Here is an 18,159-nt window from a genome sequence, read left to right as displayed (position 1 = left end):
GTGGCCGGATCGCCGAATGACTCGTACGGTGGACCCATGAGCACATCGAACAGCAGTTCGACGCCGGGCGGCGATGACGTCCTCGGCGCCGGGGCCGGCAACACCACCGAGAAGGATCCCGACGACTGGGTGACCGGCGACGAGCCGATGACCGGCGCACAGCGCAGTTATCTCGACACCTTGGCCCGCGAGGCGGGCGAGACCATCTCCGCCGACCTCACCAAGGCCCAGGCATCCGAAGAGATCGAGCGGCTGCAGAACAAGAGCGGGCGGGGCTGACCGCCCGAGACGCCTAGCCGGCCAGGCGCGCGGCCGCGGCGGCGATGCGTTCGTCGGTGCCGGTGAGCGCCATGCGGACGTGCTTCTCCCCGGCCGGCCCATAGAAATCGCCGGGCGCGCAGAGGATTCCGCGCTCGGCAAGCCAGGCGACGGTGTCGCGACACGGCTCGTCGCGGGTGGCCCAGAGGTACAGGCCGGCCTCGGAGTGGTCGACGCGGAAACCCGCCGCCTCGACCGCGGCGAGCAATGTCCGACGCCGAGCTGCGTAGCGTTCACGCTGTTCGTCGGCGTGGGCGTCGTCACGGAGTGCGGCGGTCATCGCCGCCTGGATCGGGAAGGGAAGCATGAAGCCGGCGTGCTTGCGGACCGCGAGCAGTTCGGCGATGAGTTCGGCGTCGCCCGCGAAGAAACCGGCGCGGTACGACGCGAGGTTGGAGATCTTCGACAGTGAGTGCACCGCGAGCAGACCGGTGTGGTCGCCGTCGCAGACCCGCGGGTCGAGGATGGAGAGCGGCTCGCCCTCCCAGCTCAGCCCGAGGTAGCACTCGTCGGACACCACGACGGTCCCGCGTTCGCGCGCCCAGCCCACCACCTTCCGCAGGTGGTCGACGCCGAGGACCTTGCCGGTCGGGTTCGACGGCGAGTTGATGAACATCAGCGCCGGGTTCATCGGGCCGAGGGCGACGGTCGAGTCGGCCCGGATGGCGCGAGCCCCGGCCAGCAGGGCACTGACCTCATAGGTCGGGTAGGCGACCTCGGGGATCACCACGTCGTCTCCCGGGCCGAGGCCGAAGGTCGACGCCAGGCCGGCGATCGCCTCCTTGGTGCCGATGACCGGCAGGATCCCCGACTGGTCGAGGTTCGTCACGCCGTGGCGCCGGGTGAGCGACTCGGCAGCGGCCTCGCGCAGTTCGGTGGTCCCGACGGTCGTCGGGTATCCCGGGAATCCGGACGCGTCGGCCAGTGCGTTCCGGATGAGCTCCGGCACCGGGTCGACCGGCGTACCGACCGACAGGTCGACGATGCCGTCGGGATGGGACTGCGCCGTGGCCTTGGCACCCGCGAGGGTGTCCCACGGGAAATCGGGCAGCCGACCGCTCACACGCGTCGCCGACACACGCAGCGGCGCTGCTGCGCGAGAGGTGGGGATGCTCACTGCGGGGCCAGTCCTATCCGTCCGGGGGTCTACTTCGAAGACGGGAAGCCGTCGAGCCGTCAGTCGTCTTCGTTCATGGGCGGCAGGCCCTTGATGAAGGCCGGGTCGGCGTCGGTCTTGCCGACCTTGCTCGCGCCTCCGGGCGAACCGAGATCGTCGAAGAAGTCGGCGTTGGCGCTGACGTAGGGTTCCCACTCATCCGGGACATCGTCCTCGTAGAAGATCGCCTCGACCGGGCACACCGGCTCGCACGCACCACAGTCGACGCACTCATCCGGCTGGATGTAGAGCATGCGTTCACCCTCGTAGATGCAGTCGACGGGGCACTCCTCCACGCAAGCCTTGTCCAGGACATCGACGCAAGGCTCCGCGATGATGTAGGTCACCACTCACTCCTTCGCTAGGGAAGATCGTTGCCGGCGCGAGGCGGATGAGCAGTTCGGCGTCGAACGACTCTCCGGCGTCGGCGCCGGTTGCGGTCCGAGGGCTGGTCGAACCGCAACCCAGAGTATCCGCCCCGGTGGTGCCCACGACGAAATCACCCCCGGCTCCAGAGCACGCAGAATGCCCGGTTGTGCCGAGAATCACATCAGCGGCCGCTCGCCGGCCCGAACCGGCACCACGTATGCCGGGCGGAGATACAGCGACGTGAAGCCGGACTTTCGCTCAGCGTGCCGCCAATTCTCGACAAAGGGTGGCCCGAGAGGCATCCTCGGCGACATGTTCGTCGTGAATCCGGTCGCTGTGGGCCGCCCTCGCACCAGCCTGTGGGCTGTGTCGGGGCTCGAGCCGGCGTCGCGGAACATGTGTATGTGCTGTCGCTGACCCTCTGCTCCCGACCCGCACATCCACTCCACTCAAGGATCTCGTCATGACCTCGACCCTTGCCCGCGCGACGTCTGCCTCTCTCCGCTCGCAGAACGTCACTCCCCCGACCCGGACCCGGGTGGCCGCCGACGCACCGCGCCCGCGAACCCACCTGCCGACACATCTGCGTCCCGCCGACCTGCTGCGCATCACCGACCAGGGCGTCGCCGACGTCCTCGACGGTCGGCACGACGCCCTGCTCCCGGCCGAATGGGACACCACGCACCGCTGGTCGACGCGCCTCTACGCCGACGACGACCTCGACGTCTGGCTCATCAGTTGGACGCCCGGCGAGGCCACCGAACTGCATGACCACGCCGGCTCGCTCGGTGCACTGACCGTCCTCTCGGGCTCCTTGCGGGAGTACCACTGGACGGGGGACGATCTGGCCGTGCGTGTCCTCGACGCCGGCGACCAGGCCGCCTTCCCTCTCGGGTGGGTCCACGACGTCGTGAAGAACCCGACGATCCAGGTGGCCGGGCCGACGCTCAGCGTCCACGCCTACTCCCCGCCGCTCACCGCGATGTCCTACTACGAGGTAGCCGACGCCGGCCACCTGCGTCGTACCCGCACGGTCCTGACCGACGAACCCGAATGAGCGACAAGCCGACTCCGCGCACCATCGACGACGTGCTCGCCGAGGCACGCTCACGACTGCAGCGCGTCGACGCCGCGTCGGTCCCCGCCGAACTCGAGGCCGGGGCGATCCTCGTCGACATCCGACCGGCCGCCCAGCGCGCGCAAGAGGGCGAGACGGACCTGGCGCTCGTCATCGAGCGCAACGTCCTCGAGTGGCGATGCGATCCCGCCAGCGACGCCCGGATTCCCGAGGCCGTCGACCACGACGTGCGCTGGATCATCCTGTGCCAGCAGGGCTACACGTCGAGTCTCGCCGCGGCCGCATTGCAGGACCTCGGACTCCATCGCGCGACCGACGTGATCGGCGGATACGAGGCGCTCGCGGCTGTGTTGCGCTGATTTCGATACGGCTCCTCGCTGCGCTCGTCACCTACTCAACCAGCAGGACAAACGGCCCCCTCGCTCCGCTCGTCACCTACTCAACCAGCAGGACGAACGGCCCCCTCGCTGCGCACGTCACCTACTCAACCAGCAGGACGAACGGCCCCCTCGCTCCGCTCGTCACCTACTCAACCAGCAAGACAAACGGCCCCCCTCGCCCCGCTCGTCACCTACTTAACCAGCAGGCAAACGGCTCTACGCTGCGCACGTCGCCAGCTCAACCAGCAGCAGGGCGCGGCGCCACTCCCGCCGGCCGAGTGACCCGAGGCGATAGCCGAGGGACGTATCGAGGTCAGGCGACGGCCGGCCAGGGTCGCGGTGCGGGGCGGGTGTCGACGGCGAGCCCGGTCTCCGGGTCGGCCAGCGCGGCGACGTGGTGCGTGAGGGCCGGGTCGATCCAGTCCGCGGCGTCGAGCACATATCTCGGCTGGGCCGTGATCCGTTCGGTGAGAAAGAAATCCGACTCGGCGGTCCGAGCGGCGAGTGCATCCAAATTCGGCCAGGGACGTTCGGGGTTCACGTGGTCGGGGGTCAGCGGCGACACCCCGCCCCAGTCGTCGATGCCGGAGGCGATCAGCGCGGCACATTCGGCCGGGGACACCAGGTTCGGTGGGGCCTGTACCCGCATGTGGGGTCCGAGCACGATCCGCGCGACGGCGACCGCCGCCAGGAACTCACTCATCTCCGCATCGGGCGTGGATCGCATCGCGGTGTCGGGCTTGGCCCGGAAATTCTGCACGATCACTTCTTGGATGTGACCGCCCGCGGCCTGTACCTCCGCGATGGCGAGCAGGGATTCGGCTCGCTCGTACAGCGATTCGCCGATGCCGACGAGGATGCCGGTCGTGAACGGGACACGCGCGGCACCGGCGTCGCGCAGCACCTGCATCCGGACCAGCGGGTCCTTGTCCGGGCTTCCGTAGTGCGGCTGCCCCTTCTCGGTGAAGAGCCGACGCGACGTGGTCTCGAGCATCATGCCCATCGACGGGGCCACCGGTCGCAGGTGCAGGAGTTCCTCGAGGCTCATCACCCCGGGGTTCAGATGCGGCAGCAGGCCGGTCTCGGTCAGCACGGCCACGGCGGCTGCTCGGACGTAGTCGAGGGTCGACGAATAGCCGCGTTCGGCGAGCCATTCGCCGGCCTCCGGCCACCGGTCCTCGGGGCGGTCCCCCAGCGTGAACAAGGCTTCCTTGCAACCGAGTTCGGCGCCGCGGCGGGCCAGATCGACGACCTCGTCGAGTTCGAGGTACAACCCCTCGCCGGCGCGGGCGAGTTTGCCGGGCACGGTCACGAAGGTGCAGTAGTGGCACCGATCGCGGCACAGCCGGGTCAGCGGGATGAACACCTTGCGCGAGTAGGTGACCTGTCGGGACCGGCCGACTGCTGCCAACCCCTCGTCGCGGATCGCGCCGGCGATCGACTGCAGGCGCACGAGATCGTCACCCGCACAGGACAGCAGGGTGACGGCCTGGTCGAGGTCGATCGGCTCACGGGACTCGGCAGCGGTAAGCGCGGCGTCGATCGCCTCACGCGAAGGACGTTCCGCGGCGGTGTCTTCCGCCTGGTCGGTGCGCACAGTGGGGATGCTGAGGTCGGTCATCGTTCCGCCTCCGGAGAATCGGTGATGGTCAGATAGGGCGCGGGATCAAAGGTGCCGTTGCGTTCTCGGAACGACGCCGCCGTCCCCGGCCACAGCAGCGTCAGCCGACCGCTCTCCGGGTCGACATACCAACTGTCGCAACCGGTCAGCCACACCGTCGACGCGCTGCGCTCGTCGATCTCGCGGGTGTAGGCGGCTTCGGCCTCCGCGGAGACCTCCAGCGCGCGAACCTCGGTGTTCCCCATGAACTCCAGCGCGCCGAGCACGTAGTCGAGTTGCGTCTCGATCATGTAGATCGCCGAGTTGTGACCGAGCGCGGCGTTCGGCCCGTCGAGCACGAACATGTTGGGGAATCCGCTGACGACGGTCGAGGCGTACGAGGTCATCCCGGACGACCAGTGCTCGGACAGACGCAGTCCCGCGCGGCCGACAACGCGGCTCGCGGCCGGCGGGCGGGTGGACTCGAAACCCGTTGCCATGACCAGGACGTCGAGGTCGAAGGTGCGTCCGCTGCGCGCGGTCGCCTTCGACTCGGTGATCGACTCCAGCGCGCTCGGCTCGAACACCACGTTCGACCGCTGCAGCGCCGGGTAGAAATCATCGCTGAGAAGGATTCTCTTACAGCCGATCTCGTAATCCGGGGTCAACAGCTCACGCAGCTCCGGATCGTCGACCTGCTCGTGGAGATGGTTGCGGGCACGGGCCCGGATCTCGTCGATGTCGGGGTGGAGGCCGAGTCGCTGGCGGAACGCCCCGTCGGCCTCGGTGAGGAGCCGGTGGCGAACCTCGCCGGCAACCTCGGGGTCGAGCAGCGCGGCGCGTTCGTCGGCCGTGTACCGGCGGTCCTCGCGCGGCACCACATAGGGCGCGGTCCGGCAGAACACGACGAGTTCCTCGGCGGCGTCAGCCAGATGCGGGATGAGCTGCACCGCCGAAGCGCCGGTTCCCACCACGCCGACCCGGGCGCCCTCGACCGCGACGGCGTCGTGCCAGGCCGCCGTGTGGACGACCTGACCGGGGAACTCGCCGAGACCCTCGATGTCGGGGATCTTCGCCTCCGACAACCGGCCGACGGCGAGGACGAGACTGCGCGCGCGGAACGTCCGGCCGGGTCCGTCCACGGTCTCGGCGGTGATCGTCCAGCGGGCCGTGACCTCGTCCCAGGCTGCCTGCCGCAGTTCGGTGTTCAGCAGAATGTGCTCGGCGAGACCCTCGTCGGCGACGGTCTGCTCGAGGTAGTTGCGGATCTCGCGGCCGCTCGGATACCGCGATGCCCAGTCGGCCGGCGGGCGGAAGGAGAACGAATACAGGTGCGCGGGGATGTCACAGGCGATGCCGGGGTAGACGTTGTCGCGCCAGGTCCCGCCCACCGCGTCAGCACGTTCGAGGACGACGAAGGTTTCGCGGCCGCGACGGGCGAGCTGCGTGGCCATCCCGAGGCCGGCGAAGCCGGCACCGATGATGGCGACATCGACGTCGGGCACCGTGTCGATGTCCACCCGCTCACCCCCCTGCGTCGTCGTCACCGTCACGAACGTACCTGCGGGATCGGGATCAGCCGGTCGGCTTCCGGCTCGCCATAGCGGGTGGTGCGCTGACGCGGTGCGCGACCGGCGCGGTCCGCGATGGCGACGAGGGTGTCGACGTCGAGGACGCGGCCCACCTCCGGACCGGCATCCGGCATGAGCCGGCCGTCGAGCAGCAGGCCGCCGATGTCGTCGGCGCCTCCGCGCAACAGCAGATCCACGGTGTCGGGGTCCAGCTTGGTCCAGGCGACCTGCACGTGGTCGATGAGACCGACGGACATCAGCCGGGCGACGGCATGCAGCGCGCGGGTCTCCCGCCGCGAGGCGGTCGACGTCGCTGCGGCGGTCAGGTGCGGGGGCGTGTTGGTGGCGACCATCGGCATGAGGATCAGCTCGGTGAATCCGCCCGTGCGCCGCTGGATCCCGAGCAGCGTGCGCAGATGCGCGACCTGCTGCTGCGGGGTCTCGACATGCCCGTAGACGATGGTGGCCGTCGAGAAGAGGCCGGCGCCGTGCGCGGCCTCGATGACCTCGATCCAGTCGCGGGCAGGTGCCGAGCCCGTCGGCGACAGGTATCCGCGGACGGTGTCGTCGAGGATCTGGGCGGCGGTTCCGGGGATCGAGCCGAGGCCCGCGGCGCGCAGGCGACCGAGATGTTCGGCGATCGGCACCCCGGTCCGGCTCGCGCCGTCGGCGATCTCCGCGGCGCGATACGCGTGCAGGTGCAGACCGTCTGCCGCACCGGTGATCTCTTCGACGAGGCGGACGTAGTCGGTCGCCGGACGGTCGGCGGGCAACGGCCCCTGCATGCAGATCTCGGTGGCGCCGAGTTCCACGGCCTCCCCGACCAGATCGGCGAGCGCAGGTTCGCCGGGACGACGTCCATCCGAGACGAGGCGGGCGGCGACCCCGGTGTCCAGATTGCGGTTGACGACGAAGGTGAGGGTGTCGGGGTCGGTGACCCGGGCCCGGACGGTGTCGGCGAGTTCGCACAGTTCTTCCAGGCCGGTACCGGAGGCGCCCAGCAGCGCGACCCAGCCCTCGTCGTCGAGGGCATCGGGGCCGAGAGCCGTCGGGTCGTCACGGAGACGGCTCAGGGCCGCTGTGACGCGCTCGATCGGGGCCGTGATGTCTTCGGCCCACGCGCGCAGAACCATGACCACACTCTAACGCTCGTTCGGTATCGCCCTTCGTCCCGAGGGAACAGCGGCGGGGAAAGTCAGTCTTCGGCCTCGGGGAGCCGGTGGGTCCAGCTGAGCACGGCAGCCGGGCCGACGCCCAGCACGAGTAGGAGAAGGGTCTGGACCAGGTAGTTCCCCGACGTGCTCAGGATGACGTCGCCGCCCGGCCCCGGGAAGCCGCCGGCGATGACGACGACGAGCCCCCACGCGCCGAGCGGCGCATAGCGCAGCGGCGACGACGTGTACCCGGCGGCCAGCCACAGCAGCACCGCGTTGAGGAGACCGCCGATGAGCGCTGCGACGGGCAGCGCGACCCCGCCGAACCGCTGGTATGCGAACGCCACGCTGAGCAGGCCCACCACCAAACCGTCGAGGGTCAGCAGCGCCAGCAGCAGCCGGTTGCGGACGTCTGGATCGAGCGCCGGCATCGTCGCTATCCGATCCCGGCGAAGAGGTCCGTCTCCCGGTCGCCGTCGAGAGCCGGACGCGGATCGTGGTCGGTGAGGATGAAGTGCTCGTGGTCGATGATCGGCTGCAAGATGTTGTTCGACAGCGCGTATTCGGTCCCCGACGGAGCGACCGTCACCTGCGTGGCGTGCGCGGCGAGCCCGGCAACCTTGCACGGGTAGTACGCCCGCACGTCGACCTCGGTGGTGATCTGATCGTCGGGGTAGCTCGGGAGTTCGCCGGGGTGCGGCATGCGCCAACCATCGGGTACGGCCTGCGCGGCCGCCAGCCCGTTCTCCAGAGCGCTGTGCTCGGTGACCGACTCGTACAGCTTCGTCGGCCCCGCACCGGCCTCCCGGGCACGTGCAACCGCGGCTGCGGTGACCTCGTGGACGAGCTTGTGGTCGGGGTGGCCGTACGTGCCCGACGCGTCGTAGCTGACAACGACCTGCGGGGCGAAGTCGAGGAGTAGATCGAGCAGTACACCGACCGGCTCGTCGAACGGCGCCTGCACGAGCGCGCGCGGGTGATTCGCCGACGGCGCCCCGGCCATGCCCGAGTCACGCCAACGGCCGGCCCCACCGAGGAAACGCGGCGTGAGGGTCGGCCCGTCGGCCGGGCTCAGCGCCGCGAGGGCACGCGTCAGCTCCGCGATGCGGTACCCACCGAGCTGGTCGGCGCCGCCGTCGGCGACGAGCTGTGCGTACTCGTCACCGATGACCTCGCCCTCCTCGCCGAGGGTGAAGGTCAGCACCCGCACGTCGACGCCTTCGGCGAGGTAGCGGGCGATGGTCCCGCCGGTCATGATCGTCTCGTCGTCGGGATGGGCGTGGACGAGCAGCAGCCGCCGGTCGGCGGAGGGAGAAGTGTCGGTCACGAGAGTTCCCAGTTGACCGCGGTCCCGAAGATCGACTCCTGGATCGGGCCGGTGAGAGGCACATCGCGCACCTCGGGCGTGACGCCGACGACCATCGAATCCTGGTACAGCGGCAGGTAGATGGCCTGCGCGGCGAGCAGCGGCTCCGCCTCGTTGAGCGTCGAGATCGGGTCCTCCTCGGACATCGCGTCGCGCGCGAGTTCGATCAGTGTCGGATCGCAGAGGCCGGAGATGTTGCTGGCGTAGCTGTCGCCGACATCCCCACCGCTCGGCGCGATGCTGGTCGGCGTCGGCGGCGTCGCGGGCGACGGCTCGGTGCTCGGCTTGGGCTGGTTGCAGTCGACCTGGGACGCCAGGGACGCTGCGGGCGGCACACCGAGTCCGGTCCAGCCGACGACGAGGTCGACGCGCTTCTGGGTCAGCGCCGATCCGTACAGCTCGCTGTTCGGCATCGTCACCACCTGGGCGCGGATTCCGGCGCCGCGGAGCTGGTCGACGACGCTCGAGGCGGCCGACGTGGCGCGCGGGTCACCGGCGACGGCGCCGACACGCACGAGAAGATCCTGGCCGTCCTTCTGGAACGGCAGGACGCCCTCGGGCAGCTTCGCGACCTCGACCGCACCGGGGGTCGGCGTCGCCGCCGGGGTCGACGGCGTGGACGAGCCCGACGCAGAGGGCGTTCCCGAGGGCGGTGCGTCCGTGGACGGTTCGGGGACCGGCGAGGTCTCTCCGGCCGTCTCCGGGTCTGCCCGCCGGTACCCGGCGTCGGCGAGGAGTGCGTCGACCGCGGCGCGATCGGGACGCGGCCGCGACACGGGTGTGTAGCCGGGGTCGGAGGGTGCGAAGACGGTGTTCGCATACGGTTCGACGATCCAGTCCCCCGCGCCGGCGAACGTGGTCAGCCGCGGGTCGACGAGGCCGAGGATCGCGCGCCGCACCTCGACCGAGCTCATCGCGTCGGTGCGGGCGTTGATGCTGATCCCCAGCGACCGCGAGGTGAGGCTGCGTTCGGTCTCCAGGCCGGGCAGGGCCGCCAGTTCGGCGGCGGTTGCCGGTGAGGCCCCGAGGGCGACGATCTCGGAATCGCCGGACCGGACCGAGTCGAGCATCTGGGCGTTGCTGCCTGCGCGGCGGAGCACGACCTGGTCCAGTCGCGGCGGCGTCACCCAGTAGCGGTCATTGCGGGCCAGCCGCACCTCGTCGCGGGTCTTGTCGATCCCGACGATGGCGTACGGGCCGGCCGACACCGGTTTGCCGGTGTCCATGCCGGTCTGGAAGCCGGCCGGGGCGCCCTTGAGGACGTGACTCGGCAAGAGGCCGGTGAACAGCTCGCGCCAGGCGGGATACGGGCGCTCGAAGCGCACCTCGACGAGCTTGCCGCCCTCGCGGGACTGCACCGAGTCGATGAGGCGGTAGCCGGCCGGGGCCACCACGTTGGGCTGCCGCGACATCTGCTGCCACAGGTAGCTGAAGTCGTCGCCGGTGACCGGCAGACCGTCGGACCACTGGGCGTCGGTGTGGATCCGGTAGGTCACCGTGAACGGCTGCCGCGATGTCACCTCGGCGGAGGTGACGAAGTGGCGCTGGAGTTCCCAGACCGGTCCGGCAGGCGTCTGCACCGGCGAGAAGGCGCTCGGCAGCGTCATCGCGGCGACCGCGGTGGTCACCGGGTTCTGATCGGCCGCGATGTGCGGGTTGAACCCGTTGCCGACCGAGTCGGTGGCCACGAAGACCGTCTTCTCGACGGGGTACTCCGTCGGCGTCGGCGGCGGACCGGTGTCCCGGACGGGCGGCGGCGGATCCGCCGTGCACGCCGTCAGGGCGATGAGCAGGGCGGCGCCGCACGAGAGCAACCCGAGCACACGGCTCCGGGTCCGGTTCGTGGCGTCGCGACCCTGTGGCCTCGCGCGTTTCACCTCGGATACCCCCATGAAGATGCTTCTCGGTCGATCAGACGAGTGCCGGTCCCCCGCTCGCGCGAGAGACCGGCTCGGCGGTCAGCTGACCGCAGCGTCCCGGGACTTGGCCCGCGAGCGCTCACGGGCACGCGTCGACGAATCGAGGTGAACCTTACGCACTCGGACCACCTCGGGGGTGACCTCGACACACTCGTCGGCGGCACAGAATTCCATGGCGCCCTCGAGATCGAGCTGCATCGGCTTGGCCAGCGTCTCCATCACGTCGGCCGAGGACTGACGCATGTTGGTCAGCTTCTTCTCGCGGGTGACGTTGATGTCGAGGTCCTCCTGGCGCGGGTTGATGCCCACGACATGGCCCTCGTAGCTGTCGTCGCCCGGGTTGACGAAGAAGGTTCCGCGGTCGGCGAGCTGGATCATCGCGAACGGTGTGACGGTGCCGGAACGGTCGCTCACGAGCGAGCCGGTGTGGCGAGCGCGGATCTCGCCGGCCCAGCTGTCGTAACCCTGGAAGACGGCGTTGGCGATGCCGGTACCGCGGGTCTCGGTGAGGAAGTCGGTACGGAAACCGATCAGACCGCGCGAGGGGACGATGAACTCCATACGGACCCAACCGGTGCCGTGGTTGTTCATCTGCTCCATACGACCCTTGCGGGCGGCCAGCAGCTGGGTGACCGCGCCGAGGTACTCCTCGGGGACGTCGACGGTGAGGTGCTCGTAGGGCTCCTGCACCTTGCCGTCGACCTTGCGGGTGACCACCTGCGGCTTGCCGACGGTCAGCTCGAAGCCCTCACGGCGCATCTGCTCGACGAGGATGGCCAGGGCCAGCTCGCCACGTCCCTGGACCTCCCAGGCGTCCGGCCGGCCGATGTCGAGCACGCGCAGCGACACGTTGCCGATCAGTTCGGAGTCCAGGCGCTGCTTGACCATGCGCGCGGTCAGCTTGTGACCGGACACGCGGCCGGCCAGCGGCGAGGAGTTGGTGCCGATGGTGACCGAGATGGCCGGCTCGTCGACGGTGATGCGCGGCAGCGGCTGCGGGTTCTCGAGGTCGGCGAGGGTGTCGCCGATCATGATCTCCGGCATACCGGCGACGGCCACGATGTCGCCGGCCGACGCGGACTCGGCCGGTGCGCGGTCGACGCCGACGGTCGCGAGCAGCTCGGTGATCTTGGCGCGCTCGACGACGGGCTCGCCGTCGACCTCACGGCACCAGGACACCTGCTGGCCCTTGCGGATGGTGCCGTTGTGGATACGCACGAGCGCCAGGCGACCGAGGAAGGCCGAGGCGTCGAGGTTGGTGACGTGGGCCTGCAGCGGGGCCTCCGGATCGCCCTTGGGCGCCGGGACGTGCTCGAGCAGGACGTCGAAGAAGGCGTCGAGGTTCTCGGCGTCCGGGACCTGACCGTCGGCGGGCTGCTCGGTGGAGCACACGCCGGCGCGGCCGGATGCGTAGAGCACCGGGAGTTCGAGAACGAGCTCGGCAGCCTTGGCGGCTTCCTCGTCGAGATCCGACGCGAGGTCGAGCAGGAGGTCCTGCGTCTCGTCGACGACTTCCTGGATGCGGGCGTCGGGGCGGTCGGTCTTGTTGACGACCACGATCACCGGCAGCTCGGCGGCAAGCGCCTTGCGCAGCACGAAGCGCGTCTGCGGCAGCGGGCCCTCGGAGGCGTCCACGAGCAGGACGACGCCGTCGACCATCGACAGGCCGCGCTCGACCTCGCCACCGAAGTCGGCGTGGCCGGGGGTGTCGATGACGTTGATGACCACCTCGGTGCCGTCCGGCTGACGCCGGTGCACCGCGGTGTTCTTGGCGAGAATGGTGATGCCCTTCTCACGTTCGAGGTCTCCGGAGTCCATCACCCGGTCGACGACCTCGGCGCGCTCTCCGAAGACGCCGGACTGGCGCAACATGGCGTCGACGAGGGTGGTCTTTCCGTGGTCGACGTGCGCGACGATCGCGACGTTACGGAAGGTGGGGGCAGCGCTCACAGGCTCTCTTTCGTGTTGATGGGGTCCGCCTCGGCGGCAGGCACTCGGCGCGAGCCGAACATCTCCGACGCTCGCGGCCGAACAGCTCTGACCGGCGACAAGTGCAGATCACCTAGGGATTCAACGCTACAGAGTATCTGTTTATGCGGTGAGACTGCGATCACAGGCTCCCGATCACCCGTTATTAGGGTCTGCTAACCTCGCCGCATGGGCAAGGTCGACGCCACCAAGGTGGGCTCTTTGAAGCCCAAGAAGAAGTGCTGCAAGAGCACCAAACGGTGCGTGCGGTGTCCCGTGGTGATCCACCGGATGCGCAAGCTCGACACCTCGCACATGACCAAGAAAGAGCTCAACAAGGCGCTGAAGAAGGCGCGCGCCGCCTGAGCACTCAATTCGGCGGGAGCTCGTCCTCCTCGACCGACCGCACCGCCACCGCCAGCGCAACCGCCGCGATCCCGAGGGCCTCCAGCGGCCGGGGAACCTGTCCGAGCACGATCAGCCCGATCACCGCGGCCGTCACCGGTAGCAGCGCGAGCAGGATCGCGAACCGCGCACGACCGACGCGCCGCAGCACGACCTGGTCGAGGGCGTAAGGGATCGCAGTCGATGCCACGCCCAGCACCAGACCCTGGCCGATCAGTGCGGCCGGCGACACACCCTCGCGTACCCCCTCGACCACCCACCAGGCCAGTGGCGAGGTGACGAGAGCGGCGATCACGAAGCCGGTCGCGAGGTCCTCGACGCCCGCACCGCGCGCCGCGACCCGCTTCCCCAGCACGATGTAACCGGCCCAGCACGCGGCAGCGGCCAGCGCGAGCAGCACCCCCACACCGGTCCCCGACCACCGGACGTCGGCGATGAGGACGACGCCGAGCCCGGCGAGGACGAGTGCCGCGATGTCGCGCCGGGTGCGAGAACCCAAGGCCGCCACTGTGATCGGGCCGAGGAACTCCAGCGCCACGGTCGTCCCCATCGGCAGATGTGCCAGCGCCTCGTAGAAGGTGATGTTCATGCCTGCGGTGATCACGCCGAAACATCCGGCCAGCCGTAGGCGGGACCACTGCCACGCCGGCCGTGGTGGCCGGACCCAGATCAGCAGCACCAGTGCGGCTCCGGCGATGCGCAGCCAGGCCACCGCCGACGGGGCGACGTCGTCGAAGAGGCCGACGGCGATCGCCGCACCGAGATACATGGACGTCGCGCCGAGCACCATCAGCCCCGGCGGGAGCAGGAGGTCGCGTCGCGCGGTGTCCGTCATCGGGCGGCCGTCATCATCCGATGACCGCGACCCGCTCGGGGACCAACCGGATGCGCACCCGGTCGCCGATGGCGACGGATTCGTCTGCCACGGCGTCGATCTCGCCGACCGCGGTCTCGATCCGGACGCGTGGGCCGGCCGGGAGTTCGGCGACGAGCACGACCGTCGCTGTACCCGTCCCCGAATCGTCCGCCCCCGCCGGACCCATGACCTCGACCGACTCCGGGCGGAGGCCGAGCCGACGCGATCCGTCGGGCAGGTCGAGGACGATCTCGCCGAGCACGGTGTCGGCGATCCCGGCGCGCAACTGTGCGTCGACGACGGTGGTGACGCCGAGGAACTTCGCCGTCCACTCGTCCACCGGGCGTCGCCACAGATGGGAGGGCGTCGCGACCTGCACCATCGCGCCGTCGCGCATCACCGCGATCTCGTCGGCCATGGTCGCGGCCTCGGCGTGATCGTGGGTGACGACGACGGTCGGCACGCCCGCCGCGCGCACGATCTCCGAGATCTCCACTGCCAGTTCATCTCTCAGGCGCCGGTCGAGCGCGGCCAAGGGTTCGTCGAGCAAGAGGAGCCGCGGATGCGGGGCGAGCGCACGCGCCAGGGCGACCCGTTGCGCCTGGCCTCCGGACAGGGTGTCGACGGAACGCTTCTCGTAACCGGGCAGCCCGACGACGTCGAGCAATTCGGTCACGCGGCCGGCGATCCGGCGACGCGACCAGCGGCGCATCCGCAGTCCGTAACCGATGTTCGACGCCACGCTGCGCCCGCCGAAGAGCTGCCCGTCCTGGAAGACCACCCCGAAGTCGCGCCGGTGGACCTCGACCCCGGCGAGGTCCTGACCGTCGAAGCGCACGACGCCACGGGTCGGCTGCTCCAGACCGGCGACGGCGCGCAGCAGCGTCGACTTTCCGCACCCGGACGGCCCGAGGACGGCGGTCACCAACGACCCCGATCCCCCGACCTGCCAGGACAATCCGTCGATCACAGGGTGCCCGCCGTAGGCGACGGCGAGGTCGGAGATCTCGAGGAGGGCGTGCGACCTCGTGGCAGCGTCTCGTCCGGTCACAGCAGCGGCACCTCCGAACGGGGACGGAACGCCTCGACCACCAGCACGGCGAGGGTCGTCGCGACGACCAGGACCACCGACGCGGCCATCGCGGTCGCGAGATTCGCGGCGCCCGGCCGGTTGAGCGCCGATCCGATCAGCACCGGCAGGGTCGTCGTGTCGGCGCGGGCCAGGAAGCTGCTGGCCCCGAACTCGCCGAGCGCCATGACGAAGGCGAAACCGGCGGCCGCGCCCATCGAGCGGCCGACGATCGGCAGGTCGACGGTCGCGAACACGCGGGCGGGCCGGGCGCCCAGCGTCGCGGCGGCCTGGCGCAACCGGACCGGTACCGATTCGAGCGCGGGCAGCATGATGCGGATGACCATCGGGATGGCGATCAGCGCCTGCACGCACGGGATGATCGCCGGCGACGCCGCGATCGCATAGGGCATCGACGCCAGGACGATCAGATATCCGAAACCCAATGTGACAGCGCTGATCCCGAGCGGGACCAGGGAGATGGCCGAGGCGATCGAACCGACCACGCCGCGGGAGCGATGGAGCGCGACGGCGGCGAGCATGCCCACCACGAGCGCGATGACGGTCGCGAAGGCCGCCGACACCAGCGAGTACTGCAGACTCTCCAGCGGCGTGACCCCGTTGACCGGTTCGGCGAGGGCCCGGTATCCGGCCAGCGTCCAGTCCCCGCCGACCGTCGGCCGCACCGACCGGGCGATCAACACCACGACCGGTCCGACGAGCAACACCACCGTCCACGCGCCCACCAGCCACATCGCCGGACGCACGAACCGCCCGTGCGCGAACGCCGCATCCCGACGCCGTCGCTCGACACCGCCACGGGCCGAACCGGTCCCGGCGGGGTCGGCGAACACGCGGGTGAGCATCAGGGCCGCGAACACGACGACGATCTGCACCATCGACAGCACCACCGCCTCGGGGATGCGGAAGTAACCGATGGCCTGGGTGTAGATCTCGGTCTCGAGGGTGCGCAACTCCCCCGCGCCGAGGATGATCACGACACCGAAACTGGTGGAGCAGAACAGGAAGATCAGTGCAGCGGCACCCGCGATCGCAGGAAGCAGTCGGGGGATCACCACCGTCAGCGTCGCCCGTAGTCGCCCGGCGCCCAGGGTGCGCGCCGCCTCCAGCAGCCGGGGGTCGAGGTTCCGCCACGCCGCACCGACCACGCGGACGACGACGGCGACGTTGATGAACACGTGCGCGGCCAGCACCGCACCGAGACCGGACTGGATGTGCAGGAAGGACAGTGGGCCGGTCAGCAACGACCGGAAGGCGACGCCGACGACCACCGTCGGCAGCACGAACGGCACCGTCACCGCGACGGCGAGGAGGACCGACGCCCGCCCGCCGACATGGGCGTACAACCAGGCGATGGGTGCGGCCGCGAGGAGCGCCAGCACGGTCGACGCCGCCGCCTGTCCGAGGGTGACCCCCAGGAGTGTGAGTGCGTCTGTCCGGGTGAGGAGTTCACCGAGTCGCTCCCCCGATGCCGCGGCCAGGTTCACCCCGCGGCGGACGAGCGCGAGCACCGGCCACGCGAAGAGGACGGCGATGAACAGAGCCGGGATCAGCCGCAGTGCCACCCGACCGGCGACCGTCGCCGTCCGTCCAGTGGGCCGCGCCCCGGCCCGGCTCACCGGACGGTCACCTGCCGACAGCGTCACGCCACTGGTCGAGCCACCGCTCGCGGTTCTCCGCGATCGTGGCGGGCGGCAGCGAGGACATCCACGCCGGCACCTCCGCCCGGGCCGGCCAGCCCTCGGGCAGGTCGACGTCGCGCTGCACCGGGTACACGTACATCGACTCCGGCAGGGCGGACTGCACCTCCGGGCTCAGCATGTAGTCGACGAGCTTGCGTGCTCCGGTCGAGTTGCGGGTGCCCTTGAGGACGCCGATGTACTCGACCTGCGGGAAGCAGCTGTCGAGGAGGGCGCTGGTGTCGGGGGTGGCGGCGGGTGAGGACGCGTACGACAGCACGATCGGCTTGTCGCCCTTCCCTTCTCCGGCGCTGAACAACTGGTTGTAGGCGACCTCCCAGCCGGACACGATGGTCGCGCCACCGCCGACGACCCGCTTCCAGTAGTCCTGCCAGCCGTCGCCGAGTGCGCCGACCGTCGTCAGCAGGAAGGCCGTCCCCGGCGAGGAGGTCGCGGGGTCGGTCAGGACGGTCTGCGATGCGTACTCGGGCTTCACGAGGTCGCGGAAGCTCGCCGGCGGGGTCAGCGAACGCGATTCGTACCAGGCGTCGTCGATGTTGAGGCAGACGTCGCCGCGGTCGACTGCGGTCAGCTTGTCGGCCGCACCGGGCACCGCATACTCGTCGGCCCCGTCGGCGGCGAGCGGAGACTCATAGGACTCCAGGGCTCCCGCTTCGATCGGCCGGGACGCGAAGGTGTTGTCGATGCCGTAGACCGCATCACCCTTCGGCGCGCCGGGGGTCAGTGACACGGTCGAGGCCAGTTGTCCGGCGTCACCGGAGCGCACGATCTTGAGGGTGAGCCCGGTCTGCCGGCGGAACCCGTCGATGACCGACTCGGGCAGCTCGAAGGACTCGTGGGTCAGCAGGGTGACCTCGCCGCCCGTCGTCGACTCGTCGGCGCAGGCCACCGCGGTCGTGAGAACCATCCCCAGGCCGACGATGAGCGTGACGGCCCGGGAGGCGATCCCCGACCGCCCTCGACGACGCCCGGCACTCTCGGCCTGCACTTCGTCCACGCCCGGCAGGTGGTTCACATCCGACTCCTCGCGACTGACTGTCTCTTCACCCCCATATCCAACCAGGTGGCGACAAGACGCACGATTCAGCGCCCACGAGAATCACTCGTGTAACAATTGCATCAATAACCACATACGTCACAGCCGCAACCGGCCGGACTACCTGGACACAGAGGACATCGAGGGGCTTAGAATGACCCGCGACGTCCGGGGTGGGAAGATCGACGAACGC

At 69.9% G+C, this 18,159-nt stretch carries 17 protein-coding genes; 4 read left to right on the top strand and 13 right to left on the bottom strand.

What is annotated here, in order from left to right; translation table 11 throughout:
- The first annotated feature begins 36 nt into the window (after positions 1 to 36).
- Complete coding sequence (locus GONAM_RS04640; protein ID WP_006865621.1) at positions 37 to 279, top strand: DUF3072 domain-containing protein; 243 nt, start codon at positions 37 to 39, stop codon at positions 277 to 279.
- A gap of 13 nt (positions 280 to 292) precedes the next feature.
- Here GONAM_RS04640 and dapC read toward each other — a convergent pair whose 3' ends face one another.
- Complete coding sequence (dapC, locus tag GONAM_RS04635; protein WP_006865620.1) at positions 293 to 1,435, bottom strand: succinyldiaminopimelate transaminase; 1,143 nt, start codon at positions 1,433 to 1,435, stop codon at positions 293 to 295.
- Positions 1,436 to 1,494: 59 nt separating this feature from the next.
- Positions 1,495 to 1,824, bottom strand: a complete 330-nt coding sequence (fdxA, locus tag GONAM_RS04630; RefSeq protein ID WP_040535370.1) for a ferredoxin — start codon at positions 1,822 to 1,824, stop codon at positions 1,495 to 1,497.
- A gap of 482 nt (positions 1,825 to 2,306) precedes the next feature.
- Between fdxA and GONAM_RS04625 the strand changes: the two genes are divergently transcribed.
- Together GONAM_RS04625 and GONAM_RS04620 are read left to right on the top strand one after the other, a co-directional pair.
- A complete protein-coding gene (locus GONAM_RS04625) occupies positions 2,307 to 2,900 on the top strand; it encodes a cysteine dioxygenase (RefSeq protein WP_006865618.1) in 594 nt (197 codons plus the stop codon).
- Positions 2,897 to 3,280: a rhodanese-like domain-containing protein gene (locus GONAM_RS04620; protein ID WP_006865617.1), complete on the top strand. Its 384-nt coding sequence runs from the start codon at positions 2,897 to 2,899 to the stop codon at positions 3,278 to 3,280. Before GONAM_RS04625 ends, GONAM_RS04620 begins: the two co-directional genes overlap by 4 nt.
- 334 nt (positions 3,281 to 3,614) lie before the next feature.
- On the opposite strand, the gene cofG is transcribed toward GONAM_RS04620, so the two are convergent.
- The 7 genes from cofG to typA form a co-directional block, all read right to left on the bottom strand.
- Entirely contained in the window at positions 3,615 to 4,922 is a 1,308-nt protein-coding gene (gene cofG, locus GONAM_RS04615; RefSeq protein WP_006865616.1) for a 7,8-didemethyl-8-hydroxy-5-deazariboflavin synthase CofG, read from the bottom strand.
- Positions 4,919 to 6,454 carry a flavin-containing monooxygenase gene (locus GONAM_RS04610; protein ID WP_006865615.1) on the bottom strand — a complete coding sequence of 512 codons (1,536 nt, stop codon included), beginning with the start codon at positions 6,452 to 6,454 and terminating at the stop codon, positions 4,919 to 4,921. Before GONAM_RS04610 ends, cofG begins: the two co-directional genes overlap by 4 nt.
- The gene (locus GONAM_RS04605) at positions 6,451 to 7,605 is read right to left on the bottom strand and encodes an FO synthase (RefSeq protein WP_040535366.1); all 1,155 of its coding nucleotides are present in this window, start codon (positions 7,603 to 7,605) and stop codon (positions 6,451 to 6,453) included. The genes GONAM_RS04610 and GONAM_RS04605 overlap by 4 nt, the downstream gene beginning before the upstream one ends.
- Before the next feature lie 62 nt (positions 7,606 to 7,667).
- The gene (locus tag GONAM_RS04600; RefSeq protein WP_006865613.1) at positions 7,668 to 8,057 is read right to left on the bottom strand and encodes a hypothetical protein; all 390 of its coding nucleotides are present in this window, start codon (positions 8,055 to 8,057) and stop codon (positions 7,668 to 7,670) included.
- A gap of 5 nt (positions 8,058 to 8,062) precedes the next feature.
- Positions 8,063 to 8,953 carry an N-acetyl-1-D-myo-inositol-2-amino-2-deoxy-alpha-D-glucopyranoside deacetylase gene (mshB, locus tag GONAM_RS04595; protein WP_006865612.1) on the bottom strand — a complete coding sequence of 297 codons (891 nt, stop codon included), beginning with the start codon at positions 8,951 to 8,953 and terminating at the stop codon, positions 8,063 to 8,065.
- On the bottom strand, positions 8,950 to 10,884 hold the full coding sequence (locus tag GONAM_RS04590) for an ABC transporter family substrate-binding protein (RefSeq protein ID WP_006865611.1): 1,935 nt from the start codon (positions 10,882 to 10,884) through the stop codon (positions 8,950 to 8,952). The genes mshB and GONAM_RS04590 overlap by 4 nt, the downstream gene beginning before the upstream one ends.
- A gap of 66 nt (positions 10,885 to 10,950) precedes the next feature.
- The gene (typA, locus tag GONAM_RS04585) at positions 10,951 to 12,861 is read right to left on the bottom strand and encodes a translational GTPase TypA (protein WP_006865610.1); all 1,911 of its coding nucleotides are present in this window, start codon (positions 12,859 to 12,861) and stop codon (positions 10,951 to 10,953) included.
- Between the two features lie 207 nt (positions 12,862 to 13,068).
- Between typA and GONAM_RS22740 the strand changes: the two genes are divergently transcribed.
- The gene (locus tag GONAM_RS22740) at positions 13,069 to 13,245 is read left to right on the top strand and encodes a hypothetical protein (protein ID WP_006865609.1); all 177 of its coding nucleotides are present in this window, start codon (positions 13,069 to 13,071) and stop codon (positions 13,243 to 13,245) included.
- 4 nt (positions 13,246 to 13,249) lie between these two features.
- Here GONAM_RS22740 and GONAM_RS04580 read toward each other — a convergent pair whose 3' ends face one another.
- From GONAM_RS04580 to GONAM_RS04565, 4 genes are read right to left on the bottom strand one after another with little or no spacing between them, the layout of a single operon-like run.
- Positions 13,250 to 14,119: an EamA family transporter gene (locus GONAM_RS04580; RefSeq protein ID WP_006865608.1), complete on the bottom strand. Its 870-nt coding sequence runs from the start codon at positions 14,117 to 14,119 to the stop codon at positions 13,250 to 13,252.
- 13 nt (positions 14,120 to 14,132) lie between these two features.
- Positions 14,133 to 15,191 carry an ABC transporter ATP-binding protein gene (locus GONAM_RS04575; RefSeq protein ID WP_006865607.1) on the bottom strand — a complete coding sequence of 353 codons (1,059 nt, stop codon included), beginning with the start codon at positions 15,189 to 15,191 and terminating at the stop codon, positions 14,133 to 14,135.
- Complete coding sequence (locus tag GONAM_RS04570) at positions 15,188 to 16,849, bottom strand: ABC transporter permease (protein ID WP_040535398.1); 1,662 nt, start codon at positions 16,847 to 16,849, stop codon at positions 15,188 to 15,190. Before GONAM_RS04570 ends, GONAM_RS04575 begins: the two co-directional genes overlap by 4 nt.
- A 7-nt stretch (positions 16,850 to 16,856) precedes the next feature.
- Positions 16,857 to 17,945, bottom strand: a complete 1,089-nt coding sequence (locus GONAM_RS04565) for a thiamine ABC transporter substrate-binding protein (protein ID WP_006865605.1) — start codon at positions 17,943 to 17,945, stop codon at positions 16,857 to 16,859.
- Positions 17,946 to 18,159 lie beyond the last annotated feature (214 nt).

The organism is Gordonia namibiensis NBRC 108229 (assembly GCF_000298235.1).
Taxonomy (GTDB): Bacteria; Actinomycetota; Actinomycetes; order Mycobacteriales; family Mycobacteriaceae; genus Gordonia; species Gordonia namibiensis.
The sequence above is the reverse complement of the archived record's forward strand: the minus strand, read 5'-3'. Positions and strand labels throughout refer to the sequence as shown.

Coding starts and splice junctions, on each gene's coding strand:
- GONAM_RS04640 (WP_006865621.1), top strand. CDS start 37: ATGAGCACATCGAACAGCAGTTCGACGCCGGGCGGCGATGACGTCCTC.
- GONAM_RS04625 (WP_006865618.1), top strand. CDS start 2,307: ATGACCTCGACCCTTGCCCGCGCGACGTCTGCCTCTCTCCGCTCGCAG.
- GONAM_RS04620 (WP_006865617.1), top strand. CDS start 2,897: ATGAGCGACAAGCCGACTCCGCGCACCATCGACGACGTGCTCGCCGAG.
- cofG (WP_006865616.1), bottom strand. CDS start 4,922: ATGACCGACCTCAGCATCCCCACTGTGCGCACCGACCAGGCGGAAGAC.
- GONAM_RS04605 (WP_040535366.1), bottom strand. CDS start 7,605: ATGGTTCTGCGCGCGTGGGCCGAAGACATCACGGCCCCGATCGAGCGC.
- GONAM_RS04600 (WP_006865613.1), bottom strand. CDS start 8,057: ATGCCGGCGCTCGATCCAGACGTCCGCAACCGGCTGCTGCTGGCGCTG.
- GONAM_RS04590 (WP_006865611.1), bottom strand. CDS start 10,884: ATGGGGGTATCCGAGGTGAAACGCGCGAGGCCACAGGGTCGCGACGCC.
- GONAM_RS22740 (WP_006865609.1), top strand. CDS start 13,069: ATGGGCAAGGTCGACGCCACCAAGGTGGGCTCTTTGAAGCCCAAGAAG.
- GONAM_RS04580 (WP_006865608.1), bottom strand. CDS start 14,119: ATGACGGACACCGCGCGACGCGACCTCCTGCTCCCGCCGGGGCTGATG.